This window comes from Bacteroides mediterraneensis, from assembly GCF_025993685.1.
Lineage (GTDB): Bacteria > Bacteroidota > Bacteroidia > Bacteroidales > Bacteroidaceae > Phocaeicola > Phocaeicola mediterraneensis_A.
Window position 1 is genome coordinate 1,987,567 of record NZ_DAJPEN010000001.1, and the last position, 15,939, is coordinate 2,003,505.

At 48.1% G+C, this 15,939-nt stretch carries 8 protein-coding genes; 4 read left to right on the plus strand and 4 right to left on the minus strand.

Annotated features, from left to right (window positions below):
* Positions 1–70 precede the first annotated feature (70 nt).
* From OIM59_RS08450 to OIM59_RS08460, 3 genes are read left to right on the plus strand one after another with little or no spacing between them, the layout of a single operon-like run.
* Positions 71–4,636: a translocation/assembly module TamB gene (locus tag OIM59_RS08450; RefSeq protein ID WP_299171664.1), complete on the plus strand. Its 4,566-nt coding sequence runs from the start codon at positions 71–73 to the stop codon at positions 4,634–4,636.
* Positions 4,637–4,647: 11 nt separating this feature from the next.
* Entirely contained in the window at positions 4,648–5,685 is a 1,038-nt protein-coding gene (locus tag OIM59_RS08455) for an agmatine deiminase family protein (RefSeq protein WP_299171667.1), read from the plus strand.
* On the plus strand, positions 5,682–6,569 hold the full coding sequence (locus tag OIM59_RS08460; protein ID WP_299171669.1) for a carbon-nitrogen hydrolase: 888 nt from the start codon (positions 5,682–5,684) through the stop codon (positions 6,567–6,569). The genes OIM59_RS08455 and OIM59_RS08460 overlap by 4 nt, the downstream gene beginning before the upstream one ends.
* A 78-nt stretch (positions 6,570–6,647) precedes the next feature.
* On the opposite strand, the gene OIM59_RS08465 is transcribed toward OIM59_RS08460, so the two are convergent.
* From OIM59_RS08465 to OIM59_RS08480, 4 genes are all read right to left on the minus strand, one after another.
* Complete coding sequence (locus tag OIM59_RS08465; protein ID WP_299171671.1) at positions 6,648–8,153, minus strand: TrkH family potassium uptake protein; 1,506 nt, start codon at positions 8,151–8,153, stop codon at positions 6,648–6,650.
* A 290-nt stretch (positions 8,154–8,443) separates the two neighbouring features.
* Positions 8,444–10,522, minus strand: a complete 2,079-nt coding sequence (locus OIM59_RS08470; RefSeq protein WP_299171673.1) for a beta-galactosidase — start codon at positions 10,520–10,522, stop codon at positions 8,444–8,446.
* A 32-nt stretch (positions 10,523–10,554) separates the two neighbouring features.
* Complete coding sequence (locus OIM59_RS08475) at positions 10,555–11,961, minus strand: sialate O-acetylesterase (protein ID WP_299171675.1); 1,407 nt, start codon at positions 11,959–11,961, stop codon at positions 10,555–10,557.
* An 80-nt stretch (positions 11,962–12,041) separates the two neighbouring features.
* Positions 12,042–14,843, minus strand: coding sequence for a sugar-binding domain-containing protein (locus OIM59_RS08480; RefSeq protein WP_299171677.1), 2,802 nt, complete (start codon positions 14,841–14,843; stop codon positions 12,042–12,044).
* 201 nt (positions 14,844–15,044) lie between these two features.
* On the opposite strand from OIM59_RS08480, the gene OIM59_RS08485 reads away from it, so the two are divergent.
* Positions 15,045–15,926 (plus strand): AraC family transcriptional regulator, encoded by an 882-nt coding sequence (locus tag OIM59_RS08485; protein WP_303896154.1) that lies wholly within the window; start codon positions 15,045–15,047, stop codon positions 15,924–15,926.
* The last annotated feature ends 13 nt before the right edge of the window (positions 15,927–15,939 follow it).

Here is a 15,939-nt window from a genome sequence, read left to right on the forward strand (position 1 = left end):
TACCCGTATTTAAGAACCTTTTCTTCAACAGTTATTTGTACTTTTGTTTAGCAAATGTATAAGAACAAGGATGAGCAAAGCCAGGCGCATAAAACAATTCATACGTATTACGGTCATTTCCGCACTGACACTTTATTTCGGTCTGATAGCCCTAATCAGCCTTCCAGCTGTCCAACACCGCATCAGCACGTATGCTGCCCGTGAACTCTCCAAGCTCACACAGGCAGAAGTCCGCATCGGTAATGTCGACCTGGGACTGCTCAACCGTGTTGTCATTCAAAACGTACAAATAAAAGACCGGCAAGGAAAAGATATGCTGGGCATTTCACGTTTTTCCGTCAAACTGGATATCCCTTCTCTCTTCCAGAAAAAAATCCGTATCAGCAGTATACAGCTATTCGGACTGGATGCCCACCTGACCCGCACTAGTCCACAAGCACCGCTCAATTGCCAGTTTCTGATTGACACTTTTGCTTCAAAAGATACCACAAAAAAAGAAAACAACCTCGACCTGCGCATCAACTCTGTGCTGATACGCCGTGGGCAGGTACACTACGACGTACTATCGGAGGCCTATACCCCCCGTCAGTTCAATCCTCAACATATCGGAATCAGTGAACTCTCGGCTACAATTTCGCTCAAAGCCCTGCAAAAGGATTCCCTCAATGCGCAAATCCGCCGCATGAGCTTCCACGAGCAAAGTGGTTTCAGTCTGAAAAAATTCACTCTAAAAGTTACTGCCAATCCGGAAGGAATCTATTTGCATGAATTATCTCTGAACCTGCCAGCCAGCAGTCTGCAAATAGATACCCTTGCTGCTAAAGGAAACGTAGCTTCCCCTCACTTCCTTTCTGAGGCGGAGACCACTTACATAGGACGGCTACATGCTTCTGTTACCCCAGCCGATATTTCCTATTTTGTACCTTCTTTGCAACATTTCCAGGACTCCCTGCATATTGACCTAAACTTTCATGGAAAAGGACAACTGTTTCAATGCACCAAATTCTACCTGGCCAGCCCACAAAAAGAACTGATTGTACATGCCGAAGGAATGCTCGACCACAGCTCTCCTTCCCGACCTCCCTATTTCTTCGGAAAAATCACCCAAGCCAATATTAGTGAAAAAGCTATCCCTTGGCTGTTCCACAACCTGAAGGGAAATGCGGCAACCCTGCCCGACCTTATTCAACGCTTGGGCTTTCTTAAATTTCAAGGCGATGTCTCAGGCTATCCTTCCCGCCTTACAGCTCATGGCACGCTGCAAAGCCGCCCCGGTCTGCTCAATGCCAACATGACCATGCATACCGACACCCTAACCCTGCAAAGGAGTTACTCTGGAAAAGTGTCTACCACCGATTTCGAATTAGGCAAACTGCTGGACAAAGATGAACTTGGGAAAACATCATTCGACCTTGAGCTGAACGGATTGCAATATCGTAACCACCAGCCGGAATCGCACGTAAAAGGTGTGATTTCCTCGCTGGAATACAACCATTACCAGTACCAGCACATCATGCTGAACGGCGATTTCAAGCCGGGAGGTTTCAACGGACATTTAGCACTCGACGACGACAATGGGCAAATCACCATCGACGGTAATTTCGTTACCCAACAGGCTGTTCCCGACTTCAATCTGCGGATGAAAGTACGCAACTTCCGTCCCCACAAACTGCATCTCACTAAAAAATATGAGGATACAGACATAGCCCTAAACCTGGCCGCTGATTTTTCCGGCCATTCCATCGATGACATCCAAGGGAAAATCAACCTCGACAGTCTCTCGGTACATACGGCAGATGCAAGTCTGGACTATTTTCTGCCTCGTTTACAAATTAATGCCACCCGATTGACTTATAATGCCGAAATAAAAGAAATACGCATCGACTCCCCGTTCCTCACTGGAAGCGTGCAAGGGAAATATGCCTATCACACATTATTAAAAAGCATCGAGAAAGTTATCCAAAAACATATCCCCTCCTTGTTCCCATCCGGAAAGAATGGCAAAGGGAAAAAATCGCAAGAGCTGAACAACCGGTTCCGTTTCCAGTTCCGTATGGAAAACAGTGAGTTCTTGTCGAAAGTACTGCACATTCCTTTCGAACTGCAAATGCCGGCCAGCTTGTCCGGCTATCTCAATGACAGCCTCTCACAGATGCGCGTCAGTGGTTCTCTGCCCCAATTCACCTACAACGGTAAATATTACGAATCAGGTACTCTCCTGTGTGAGAACCGTCCCGACGCACTGCAATGCCAGTTCCGTGCCGGGACGCTGATGAAGAAAGGTGCTATGTTCAACCTGTCACTTATCACACGGGCACAACATGACCAACTGCACACCACGCTCTATTGGGGCAACAACACTTCCCAGACTTACAGCGGAAAGGTAGATGCCATAGCCTCCTTCAGTCAAGACAATCTGCGTAACGAACTCCACACACGTGTGGATATCCAACCTAGCCAGATTATCCTGAACGATACCACTTGGCACATTCATCCGGCTACCGTAGAAATCGCCAAAGACAGCATAGAGATACACAATTTCCTCTTCGAGCACCGCGACCAGCATCTGAAAATCAACGGAAGATTGGGAAAAACGGAAGCAGACTCTTGCCTGGTGGATTTAAAGAACATCAACCTGCTCTACATCATGGACATGATTCAATTTCACGCCGTACGCTTTGATGGGGGTATCAGCGGGAAGGCCCGTCTGCTGCATGTACTCAAAGACCCCGTGATGGAAGCTCGTCTGGACGTGAAAGATTTCTCTCTGAACCAAGCCCTGCTGGGTCGTGCCGATATTCTTGCCTCTTGGGACAAGGAACTGGGCGGCGTACGCCTGAATGCCGACATACGGCGCGACAGTACCTGTACCACAGGCGTGACAGGCTATGTATCCCCCAAATTGAAAGGACTCGACCTTCAGATTAAGGCCGGAGGTACCCCCCTTGCTTTCCTGCAACCATTTGTGGAAGATATTTTCACAAATGTCCAAGGAGAAGCTTATGGCGACGTACACCTTTTCGGACCTTTCTCCCAGCTCGATCTGGAAGGAAAAGTCAAAGCACGTATGCAGACCAAAATCAACATTCTGAACACCTCATTCATTGCCTCAGCCGATTCGGTCAATATTTCTTCCGGCTTATTCAGCTTCCAGCATGTCCGTCTGCAAGACCTGGAAGGCCATACTGGGATAGTCAACGGGGAACTCCGGCATACCAAGCTGAAAAACCTGAGTTACCGTTTCCGTTTCCAGACCGACCGTATGCTGGTATATGACACTGATCATGAGACACCCGATTTCCCTTTTTACGGGCAGATCTATGCAACCGGTGATGTCCAGCTGCAAGGAGGCGACGGCCAACTGAACGTAGACGGTCAAGTCAGAGCCGACAACCAGACCGAGTTCGTCTATGTATTGGGTACTGCCGCCGAAGCCACCAACTCTAGCTTCGTGACCTTCGTAGACCGTACACCCCGCCGGCAGCAGACCACCATTCAGACAGAAGTCTATCACCCGTTGAACCAGCCCGATCAGAAAGAAGAAGACGACATTCCGACAGCCATCCATCTCAACCTACAGATAGAACCCGCCGAACGTGCCAACATGAAAATTATCATGGATCCGACAGCAGGCGACTATATATCTGCCTACGGGACAGGCAATCTGCGCATCAATTTCTTTAATCAGGGCAATTTCCAAATATTCGGCAATTACAACATCACCGAAGGAATCTATAAAATGAGCATGCAGAACGTCATCCGCAAAGACTTTACCCTGCAACCCGGAGGAGTCGTTTCCTTCAACGGTGATCCTAGAGCGGCCAACCTGAACGTACAAGCCGTCTATACAGTCAATTCTGCTTCCCTCAACGACCTGATAGCCGACGCATCTTCCTCCCGGGGAAATGTACGAGTGAACTGTCTGCTGAACCTGACCGGCAACCTGACCTCTCCGAACCTCAGCTTCGGTCTGGAACTGCCCACTGTGAGCGAGGAAGACCGCGAACTGGTACGCAGCCTCACCAGCACCGAAGAACAGATGAACACGCAAATCATCTACCTGCTGGGAGTCGGCAAATTCTATACCTACGACTATGCCAACAACACCGGGCAAACCGATGCCACCAGCTCGCTAGCCTTCAGCACCTTGTCCGGACAATTGAACAACATGCTCTCGCAGGTTATCGACAACCAGAACTGGAATGTAGGAACCAACCTCACTACCGGCGAGAAAGGCTGGAGCGACGTGGAGGCCGAAGCCATCCTGTCCGGCCGACTGCTAAACAACCGCCTCATCATCAACGGTAACTTCGGCTATCGGGAAAATACCCTGCGTAACACCAACTTCGTGGGCGACTTCGAAGCCATCTGGTTGCTCACCAAGAACGGAGAATTCCGCCTGAGAGGCTACAACCAGACCAACGACCGCTACTTCACCAAGTCGACACTGACCACACAGGGCATCGGTATCATGTACAAAAAAGACTTCATGAACTGGAAAGAACTGGTCGACTGGTTCCTCCGCCGCCGGAAGGCACGCAACAGCAAGCAGAAAAAGGACGACGACGAAAAATACATCCAGAAAAAAGCCGACCTTCCTGCCGCACAAAAGAAAAGAATATCCAACGAAAAATAATTACAATAAATATGGAAAAGACGTACTATCTTCCTGCCGAATGGCACCCACAGAGCTACATACAGCTCACCTGGCCCCATGCAGAAACCGACTGGGCCTATATGCTCGACGAAGTGGAAACCTGCTTTGTCCGCCTGGCGACCGAAATCGCCAAGCGCCAGCCCCTGCTGCTCGTGGCACCGAAATTTCCGGCGGTCCTGGCCGATTTTCCCCACCGTGACCGCATCACGTTTGTAGAGTGTTCCACCAACGACACGTGGGCCCGCGACCACGGGTTCATTACCCTGCTGGAACGGCATACCGACCCCTTGCTGCTCGATTTCTGTTTCAACGGCTGGGGCATGAAATTTGCCGCCTGCAAAGACAACCTCATCAACAGCCGCCTGTTCAAAACCGGCGTGCTCAACGGCGACTATATCAACTGCCGTAACTTCGTACTGGAAGGCGGTTCCATTGAAAGCGACGGAGAAGGTACCCTGCTGACCACCTCGCCCTGTCTGCTGGCCCCCAACCGCAACGACACACTCTCAAGAAAGGACATCGAAGCCTACCTGACGGACCGCTTCAACCTGCGGCAGGTGCTCTGGCTGGACTACGGCTACCTCGCCGGTGACGACACCGACAGCCACGTAGACACCTTGGCTCGTCTCTGTCCCGACCATACCATCACCTACGTGCAGTGTCTGGACAAGGATGACGAGCACTACGGCGCCCTCCGTTCCATGGAAGACCAGCTCAAGAGCTTCCGTACCCTCGACGGAGACCCTTACCGTCTGCTTCCGTTACCGATGCCCGAGGCCATCTACGACGAAAACGGCGAACGTCTTCCGGCTACTTACGCCAACTTCCTGATTATGAACGAGGCGATACTTTATCCTACCTACGACCAGCCGGAACACGATTCCCGTGCCGCCCAGGTACTGGCTGAAGCCTTTCCCGGACGTGAAATCGTAGGCGTGGACTGTCGTGCCCTCATTAAGCAACACGGGTCCCTACACTGTGTCACCATGCAATATCCTGAATCTGTAAAAAACAACATAGAATCATGAAACGAACCATCCGTGTCGGCCTCGTACAGCAATCCTGTACCCCCGACCTCAAACTGAATCTTGAGAAACTGCACCGCAACATTGCCTCCGTGGCACAAGCCGGTGCACAACTGGTAGTGCTCCAGGAACTTCATAACACCCCTTATTTCTGCCAGACAGAAGACACCAACTTGTTCGATCTGGCAGAACCTATCCCCGGTCCTTCCACCGGCTTTTACAGTGAGATAGCTGCCGCCTACCATATTGTACTGGTCACCTCCCTGTTCGAACGCCGCGCCGCCGGACTGTATCACAACACCGCCGTGGTATTCGACGCAGACGGAAGCATTGCCGGAAGGTACCGCAAAATGCACATTCCCGACGACCCTGCTTATTATGAAAAGTTCTACTTCACCCCTGGCGACCTGGGCTTCGAACCCATCGAGACCTCTCTCGGCAAACTGGGCGTGCAAGTATGCTGGGACCAGTGGTATCCCGAAGGAGCCCGCATTATGGCTCTGAAAGGCGCCGAACTCCTGATTTATCCCACAGCCATAGGTTGGGAAAGCAGTGATACCCAGGAAGAGAAGATGCGCCAGCTCGGTGCATGGGTCACCGTACAGCGCGGCCATGCCGTAGCCAACGGACTGCCCGTCATCGCTGTGAACCGTGTAGGGCTGGAACCTGACCCATCCGGACAGACCAACGGCATCCAGTTCTGGGGCAACAGTTTCGTAGCTGGTCCACAAGGTGAGATTATCGCCCAGGCCAGCAACCTGAAAGAAGAAAATATGGTGGTAGAAATCGATATGGACCGCAGCGAGAACGTACGCCGCTGGTGGCCCTTCCTGCGCGACCGTCGCATCGACGAGTTCGAGCAGCTTACCCGCCGCTTTATCGATTGATAATCAGTCTTCATAATATAAAAGAGCCATTACCAGAAAGGCAGTGGCTCTTTTCTTTTTATCTTGATTTTCTCTTTCTTATCGTCTTTCCCAGAAACTTGGAGTCAGCAACAGTAGTACCCCGAACAGCTCCAGACGTCCAATCAGCATCATGAACGACAACAGCCATTTTGCCATATCCGGCAGCGCGCTCCAAGAGAAAGCAGGACCGAAAGCACCCAATCCCGGTCCCACATTACCAAGACTCGACACAGCCAGACTAAAAGATTCTTCCAACCCGATACCCATACACATCAGCAATAGCCAGCAAACGAAGATGCAGAAAAAATAAAACAGCACAAAAGTCATCACCGTAGCAATGGTCCGTTGGGAGGCTGCCACCCGATTCAATTTCACCGGCAACACCGCACGCGGATGCATCAGCCGGTGAAATTCATTCTTCACGTTACGCAACACCACCAGCAAACGCACAATCTTGATACCTCCGGCCGTAGACCCGGCACATCCACCTGCCACCATGGTATACATCAGCAGCATCCACGTGAACGGTGCCCATAGGCTATAGTCATCCGTGGCAAATCCGCACGAGGTATGAATGGACGCCACCTGGAAGAGCGATTTGCGGAAGGCCTCCTCCAGCCCGTAATGGTTGTGCCAATAGAGCGACCCCGTAATCAGCAGGGTCACCGCCCCAATGGAGATGAGGTACAGCCGGAACTCCTCGTCCTTGAACAAATGTTTGACGCGTCCCGTCATGCACATGAAGTACAGCGAGAAATTCACACCCGAAAGTACCATGAAAATAGCGATTACATATTCTATAAAAGGCGAATTCCAATACGCCACACTAGCTTGTTTGGTGGAATACCCTCCGGTAGCCGTCGTAGAGAACGCATGACATACGGCATCAAATAAATCCATCCCCCCCACCAGCAGCAGCACCGTTTCCACGACCGTAAGAATCAGGTATACCGTCCACAACCATTTAGCCATGATACTGATTTTCGGATGAATCTTGTCGTGCGTCACACCCGTAGCCTCTGCCGAGAAAAGCACCTGGTTCCCCACCCCGAAGATGGGCAAGACTGCAATCGTGAAGAACACGATTCCCAAGCCCCCAATCCACTGCGAGAAACTCCGCCAGAACAACATACCGTGTGAAAGCGACTCAATATCGTCCAGAATGGTCGCCCCTGTAGTGGTAAAACCAGACATTGTTTCAAAAAAGGCATCCGTCACCGAAGGAATACTTCCGCTGATGTAAAAAGGCAACATACCAAAACCCGTGAAAAGCAGCCAAGTAAACGCCACGATGCAATATCCGTCACGCCGTGTCACCCGGTTTTCGGCTCCTTTACCGAGCAGCAACAAAAGACTTCCCACGGCTACATTGATGATTGTCGTGTAAATAAAATAAATGTAATCTGCCTCTCCATAGCACAGGGATACCCCCGCACAAACCAGAAACATCACCGCTTCCATGAAAAGCAAGACCCCCAAAATGCGGAAAATCATCCTCCTGTTTATCAGGCTATTTCCCCTGTTGGCCGTCACATTGACCGCTGTCGATATAAAATCTTCCATGTATTTCTATGTGTTTACCTTGCAAACTTACGGAAAATCTCCGGAATAACCTTGTGAAACGAAAGAAATGAAACAAAATGGACTTATATCAAATATACTGCAAGGATATAAAGTTATTTTACCCTCATCACTTATTACCTTGTCAATATTGTTTAACACGATATGAAATTTGACAGAAGTATTTATAAGATTCGCTGGATATTGAGCATATCCTTACATTTTTATCAAGATAAACAGGTTTAAACATACAACTGCACAGACTTAACATTACAAACAAGAACTGTTTCTTTTTATTTGTCACCTATTGAAAACACCAATACACCTGCCGTAGGGATTTCTGCACTACCCACCAGAATGCGACTACCTTGCGGTACCTTAAACCTATAAGGACAATCTGAATAATTCAACACGATACCCATTCCATTGCGATATTCTAATGTCACTCCATAAGGCAAATCCATACACGGAATACCTAGCCTTGCATATAACTTTTTCAGAATTTCTTTTTCCATTTGTCCGTCTTTGCTATCTACACCTACATACGTAATGGTTCCTTTTCCCATTTTTTTAAAGGTCACAGCCGCTTTCCCTTCATAAAACTCACGACTATAGGTACACCACACTTGTGCCTCTGCATCCGGTTTTAAGATTTCGCCCCAGCTATTCCATGTGTATTCTTTTCCATCCATCTGCAAAACACCTGGGTCTGCCGGGAGAAGCAGGTCGAAGAATTCTATTTCATTACCCGTCAACGGAGTCAATGCAGAGCCAAAAGGTGCTTCCGGCAAACGTCCGCAGCGGTCTTTCTGTGCGGTACGACAGGTCACCACTAAATTACCTCCATTTTCTACATACGATATCCATTTATCTACCAACATCCTGTCGGCCATCTGATAAGCAGGCACAATCACCACCGGATAATCTGACAGGCTGACTTTCTCTGTAATGAAATCGACCGGCGCGCCAAAGGACTTCAGAGTGCGGTAATATTTCTCGATATGACCAAGTGTGTTCCACAAATAAGTCTGTTTCTGGCGTTCGATGCTCCAGCTGTTTTCTGGATTGAAAAGAATGGCAGTTTTCCGAGCCACGTATTCCTTCGGCTGTTTGTTGCGAGGTTGTACCGAATGACGAAGCATCTTTATTTCCTGCATAAACTGCTCGTACTCCCGACCGCCAGGAGTTACGGTCACTCCGTCTGTTCCGACAATGCCATAATGATACTGTTCCGTTCCGTACAACGGCTGACGGAAACGATAAGTACACACAAAGTCACTTCCACCTGCAAAAACACTCCATAACCATAAGCGTACTGCACCAGGAAGCGGCTGAGGATTGATACCGCCCCAGTTTACCTGCCCCGGCTGCAACTCCATCACACCATATACGCCTTTTACCGGACGGAAAAAATCATTCGCCCATGCAATGCGCAATGGATTGCCTACCCGGTATCCTCGACGTCCGATTCCTTCATTATCACCATATACCATGTAACGCGTATAACTTACGAAATCTAAATCAGGACTACCACCGATGTGTCCTTCCTCATAATTCGGAATATAATTGGTAGTTACCCACTGATTTCGTGCATATTTTTTAATAAGTAGACACTGTTCATTCAAGAAATCGTTTGTCTGACTCGCAGCAAAACGACGGTAATCAAGAATTTGATGATGATTCATAAAAACTTGAGCTGTCTTCGGCAAAGTAATCTCATCAAACGAAGAATACACTTGACTCCAGAAATTAGTTCCCCAAGCCTGATTCAGTCGAGAAATCGAATTATATTTATTCTGAAGATAAGTACGAAAACCTTCTTCAGCCGTTGGACTATAATCAAACTGGACAGCCGGTTCATTGTCAAGCTGCCATCCTACCACGCGTGCATCATGTCCATATCGTCTGGCTAACTGCTCAATCATCCGGAAAGCCAATTTCCGATACAAGGGCGAAGCAAAGGAAGCATGCTGGCGAGCACCATGATCCAACACTGTCCCATTTTCCTGACAAAGCAAAATTTCCGGATATTTCCGGCTGAGCCACACTGGAGGTGTAGCCGTGGAAGTGCATAATACGACTTTCAAATCGTACTGTGCAGCCAGCCCAATGGCCTTGTCGAGCCAAGTAAAATCAAAGCATCCTTCTTCTGGCTCCAATTGTGCCCAGGCGAATTCAGCAAAATGAGTAAACTCAAAACCCAACTCATGCATACGCTTGAAATCACGTTCCCACTGCGATTCATCCCAATGCTCAGGATAATAATATACTCCGGTCTGTATCAAATCACTCTCTTTAAACCAAGATGCCTGAACAGATGTCCCAGCCAATAAGCAAAGACCTAATATAACACTTAAACGTCTGAATTTCATTTTCATCTTTTTGTTCACTTGGATGGTATTCATTATTTTTCGATAGGCTTCGTACAGAATGGCAATACCGGAAGACCGGCTTCCGTGCGTAAGCTGCCGATGGTTGCCTCATCAAAGCAATAGGAAACCTGATAAGGAGGAGTACTCTGCTTTCTTACAGGTAGCACGATTTGTTTCCCTTTAATTTTTGCCTTCACGGTAAGTGTGTCCCCTTTTCCATCCGTCAACACCAATCCCGTAATGTTGGGAGCAGTCGACCGCAAAAAAGAAAAATTTCCTTCAAGATTTACTACAACCTTTCCTCTCTGAAGTTCAGCAGATGCTAAGTGCGGGCTCTCATAAGCATTAGTAAACTGTCCATAAACTTTATCCATAGCCAAACAAGCCAAACGTTCCCCGATAGCCCGCTTGTTACGCGGATGAATGTCCTTCACATTCTCTACCAAATCAGAGATATTAATCATGGCAGTACTCTTTACCAGACTCAGCATGAGCTCCTGCTGTTCACGCAGCAAAGCCGGTGTGTTGTTTTTCGCTCCGTACGTATGAGGCGCAATCTGCACGTAATAGAATGGAAAATCCCATCTGAAATCTTTTCGCCAGGACTCCACCATCTTGGATACCAGACGGGCATACGACGGTGCGTTCTCGTGGTTGCTTTCTCCCTGATACCAAATACATCCGGCAATCTGATAAGGCACCAGCGGATGAATCATCTGATTGTACAATACCCCTGGCTTAATAGGCCACCAGGGATAATCTTTTAATTTATTCTTTGAAAGTATCTTGTCTTTTTCCACGATTTCGGCCGGTGTCCACACTTCAGCCGGTGTTCCTCCCCAGGCAGAGACTAGAATGCCTACGGGCACTTTCAGGTGTTCAGTCAGGTAGCGGGCAAAGAAGTAGGCAGTAGCACTGGTCTTGCGCATACTTTCAGGAGTAGCCACCTCCCACTTCGTACGGCAATCTGTCTGAGGGGTATCGGCTCCCTGCTTTGGATTATGAAAGATACGCACAGAAGGACAAGCAGCCTGTTTCACCTCTTGCTCACCATTCATGATTCCCATATCAGCCGACCATTCCATATTCGACTGTCCGCTGCACAGCCAGACTTCACCCAGCATCACATCCGACACTTTCCAACTGTCATTCCATCCCTTTACTTCAAGCGTATACGGACCTCCGGCACACCCGGTCGGTACTTCCGCTTTCCAGCGTCCCTGATTATCAACTACCGCACGCACCGTATCTCCCGGACTCCATTCGGAAAGAATCATCAGGGTTTCAGACGGATTTCCCCATCCCCACACGGCTACCTTACTGTTTTGCTGTAATACCATGCCATCAGAAAAGACCGATGGAAGTTGGATTTGTGCCTTAACTTCTATTCCCAACGTCAGGGCCAACAACCCTAGAACAAAATAATTTGTGTTTTTCATCGTCTTATGTATTCATGTGAAAATACCTGCAAACAAAAGTAGAAGAACTCTCCCATACTTACAGGAAAAAAATGATATTTCTACAGTGATTTTTGATTTTCAGTGGAAGACAAAATACTTAAATCCTTCACATCAACTTCAGAAGAAGGATTAAACTGGTCACTACACATGTATTTCTTTAAGCTGTAGAGCAACTGACGGGCCTCTGTACGTTTGTCCATGTCCTGCCAGAAATCAATTCCTGACACAAGCAACTTACCTTTACCCATCTTAACCTCAAATAACAAAGCCAATGGACGGTTGGTAAACCAGTCGTCAATAACTCGTACTATCGGTCGCAAATCCTTATCAATCTTCGCGATTTCAATAGCTCCAGAATGACTCATGGCATCCCACCACTGATAATCACTATAAAACTCTGTAGGAAACTCTGAAAGTGCCGGATGAGTCGGATTACACAAGATACCCAACGTGTGAGGTGCCTGTCCCAGCGTCCAAGCTGTGTTCCAAAAGATACTGGAGAAACCTATCGCCACTTCGCCTCCTGCTTCGGCAGGCAAGGAACCTTTCCGCAAAGAGAGCAATACGTTACCGCCTTCTTGAAGACGTTGCAAGGCTTTTGCATCCAGACAATCCGTCATCAGCAGCTGTGTTTCATCGGCAACTTCCTGCACCGCGACAGGATATACCCAGATGTGCCAGCTGTTGGCATAATCTCCCAATGTAGCTTCCAGTGTCAGGCATGAAGGAACGTCCACCTTATCCAATGGAACCTCCAGTTCTCCCAGCGGAATACAGTTGCCGATACCTACCGGCCGATGTGCCAGCTTGCCCGAAGCGATTGTCTTTCCTTCTTTTGTTTTCAGGGTCCAGGCAGTAGAAGTCACCTCCAGCGGAGCGGATCCGAAATGCGCCACTTCCAGACTTCCTTTCACCGTTTCCTGGTTGGTGTAAATCAGTTTCGGCAAACGCAGCAATGGTACCGTACTGTTACAGAAACGACGGTATTCTTCCGGACGGATGTAGCCTTTTTCTTCCCAGAACGCATCGAGCACTCCTACCAGAGCTGTACCCTGCCCCGGAAAATCAGACAAGCCCAACAACTGGAATCCACCGAAATCTTTTGTACGCAAGGCGGCTTCAATATCGGCCTTATAACACAAAGCCTGCAATTTTCCGGAGGCCAACAGGAAACTATCTGCCAAATGAGCCATGCCGTTTTCGGCCAGTGTTTCCTGGAATATCTCAAAGTTGCGCGGACGCATCACCCCATCGTACTTAGCCATTTCCTTAAAGTTGGGATACACACACCACTGTCCGATTTCGTGACTCACCATCGGTTGCTGGAAGCGTCCGACATATTCCGACCAGTCATAATCCGTACGTGGAGCCTGTGCATTGATGATACTCTTCACTCCTTGTCCCCACGCCTGAATGCGAGGGCTGGAATCACTCAAGAAATCATTAACCGGCAAATTAGGCCATCCGGCACCTGAGCAGTACAGACGGCGGGCATCACGTTCTTTCCAGGTAGCGACGAAATTAGTCAGATAAGCATGGCTTCCCACTCCCGCAGGCTCGTTGCCGTACATCATCATGCAGAAAGATGGGTGGTTGCCAAACTCACGCACAATACGTTCACTTTCTTCCCAGATAAAGCGGTCCAAATCGTGTCCGTCACCAATGGTGGTCGACTGGTTAGCCCAGGAAGAACATTCTATTTCCAGATACATACCCATCTCATCGGCAGCCGCAAAAGCAGCTTCGGGCGGACACCAGGAATGGAAGCGCACATGGTTCAGTCCGTGCTGCTGACAGGTGGTATAAATCTTTTTCCAGGATTCCACATCCGTAGGAGGGAAACCCGTCTTCGGGAATACGGCACAATCCAACGCACCACGCAGGAACAAACGACGGTCGTTAATAGTCAGTTTACCGTCCACCACCTTCACATCACGGAAACCAAAACGTTCCGTATAAACATCCGTTTCACCGCTCTCTGCATCCTTCACACTCAGCTTCAAATCATATAAGGATGGAGAAAACTCATCCCAGCACTTAATATCTCCCTTCATGGCCAGCGACATCACCACCTGATTCTCGCCCGGCTTCAAGGTAGACTGTTGCTGTACTTTTTCATTGCCTACCGTCATTTCGAGCACCACATTCGTTTCTTTCCCGTAACGGTTCATCAAGGAAGCCGACACACTGACCTTCTTAGCCAGACGGTCCGGCATAATCTTGACGGAAGACACGTTCACTTCCGGCTTTACCTCTAAGAACATGTCGCCCACTACCCCGTTCCAGTTTCCTTGCGTATGGTCGGAGATACTATGTGAGTTCTCCCCCGGATCGATGTTCTTCACCCGGTTGTCCACACAAAGCATCAGCACATGCTTCCCTGCTGAAAGCTTGCCTGTCAGATCATAACGGTGAGGAGCGCCCAGGGCATTCCGCATACCGATTTCCTTTCCGTCTACATAAAAACGGCTCTCCCAGTGGCAGCGTTCCAGAAAGAGAGAAATATCCTTTCCTTCCCAACTGGCTGGAATCACCACTTCTTTCTGATACCACGCCTTACCTTTGTAATATTTTACCGGTTGAAGCCAGAAAGGCACCTTGACATTTCCCGTCTCACGGTATTTAGCATACGAAGGTTTCAGGAAAAAAGAAGAATCTACAATACCACCTGTCCAGTCGGTCCCGATTGCAATGTCTTCTCCATAACCGTTGGAAGCCATTGAGCCCGGCAGTTCAATCATCCGACTCCAGTCCATACTGTCCGTAGAGAAGGTCCACGAACCGGACAAGTCAATTTTATCAGTCTGCTGACTACAAGAAAAACAAAGCAAAGAAAATGAGAGTAATGCTGCTGCTTTCATATTATCAAATTTTGAGTTTACAAACCATTTTACAGATGACAAAATTACGCATAAACCATTATCTCCGAATGTGCTATTTTCGCAAAAGGATGTAATATTTTTCGATTTCAGGTATTATCTTACTAAAAGAAGAAATCTCTTCAGAAAGTCTCTCTGGAAATCCAAATAAATACCTACTTTTGCCCTCAAATAAATTATGCTATGGAAAAGAAAAAAGACGGCTTTCCCAATGAGAAAGCCATTGTCATTCCTCAGGAGAATCTTTTAAGAATCAAAGAAAACCCTATGACGCGTCTGCTACATCCCACAGATGTAGGCTACTATCCTCACGCCGAAGGTCACTACCGAGAGCGTACAGAAGGAAGCCCGCAACACATTCTGATTTACTGCCACGAAGGAGAAGGCTGGTACAATATCGGAAAAGGAAGATGCACGGTAAAAAAGAACGATTTTTTCATTATTGAAGCAGGTAAACCGCATGTATACGCCGCTTCTACCAGCCATCCGTGGAGCATTTACTGGATTCATTTTACCGGTGAACAAAGCCACCTGTTTTCCGAGCTGTTCAACCGTACCATCTACATTGATGATTCACCTACGGCCCGTTTCAACGACCGCATCCAGTTGTTCAATGAGATTTTAGTAAACCTTGAAATGGGATACAGCATCGAAAATTTGGAGTACATCACGCTCTGCCTATGGTACCTGCTCGGCTCCTTCCGATACATTCCTCAGTTCCGCGAAATCAACAAACCCAAGACACAAGATACCATACAGAAAGTCATCAACTACATGAAGGCTAATCTGGACAAGCAACTGACACTGGAAGACATGGCCGAAAGCGTGAACTACTCACCTACTTATCTGAGTACACTCTTTACACAAAAATCGGGCATGTCTCCCATCAACTATTTCAATCAGTTGAAAATTCAGAAGGCATGCCAGCTCCTGGACTTTACCGACAAGAAAGCAAAAGAAATCGCTTTTGAACTCGCCTTTAATGATCCGTATTATTTTTCAAAAGTATTTACCAAATACATGCACATGTCGCCTAAAGAATATCGTATGAAGAAAAAGGGATGAGAAATACTCATCC

What these genes read in the sequence shown, in the direction of transcription:
- OIM59_RS08450 (WP_299171664.1), top strand. Translation starts at nt 71, where the DNA reads ATGAGCAAAGCCAGGCGCATAAAACAATTCATACGTATTACGGTCATT.
- OIM59_RS08455 (WP_299171667.1), top strand. Translation starts at nt 4,648, where the DNA reads ATGGAAAAGACGTACTATCTTCCTGCCGAATGGCACCCACAGAGCTAC.
- OIM59_RS08460 (WP_299171669.1), top strand. Translation starts at nt 5,682, where the DNA reads ATGAAACGAACCATCCGTGTCGGCCTCGTACAGCAATCCTGTACCCCC.
- OIM59_RS08465 (WP_299171671.1), bottom strand. Translation starts at nt 8,153, where the DNA reads ATGGAAGATTTTATATCGACAGCGGTCAATGTGACGGCCAACAGGGGA.
- OIM59_RS08470 (WP_299171673.1), bottom strand. Translation starts at nt 10,522, where the DNA reads ATGAAATTCAGACGTTTAAGTGTTATATTAGGTCTTTGCTTATTGGCT.
- OIM59_RS08475 (WP_299171675.1), bottom strand. Translation starts at nt 11,961, where the DNA reads ATGAAAAACACAAATTATTTTGTTCTAGGGTTGTTGGCCCTGACGTTG.
- OIM59_RS08480 (WP_299171677.1), bottom strand. Translation starts at nt 14,843, where the DNA reads ATGAAAGCAGCAGCATTACTCTCATTTTCTTTGCTTTGTTTTTCTTGT.
- OIM59_RS08485 (WP_303896154.1), top strand. Translation starts at nt 15,045, where the DNA reads ATGGAAAAGAAAAAAGACGGCTTTCCCAATGAGAAAGCCATTGTCATT.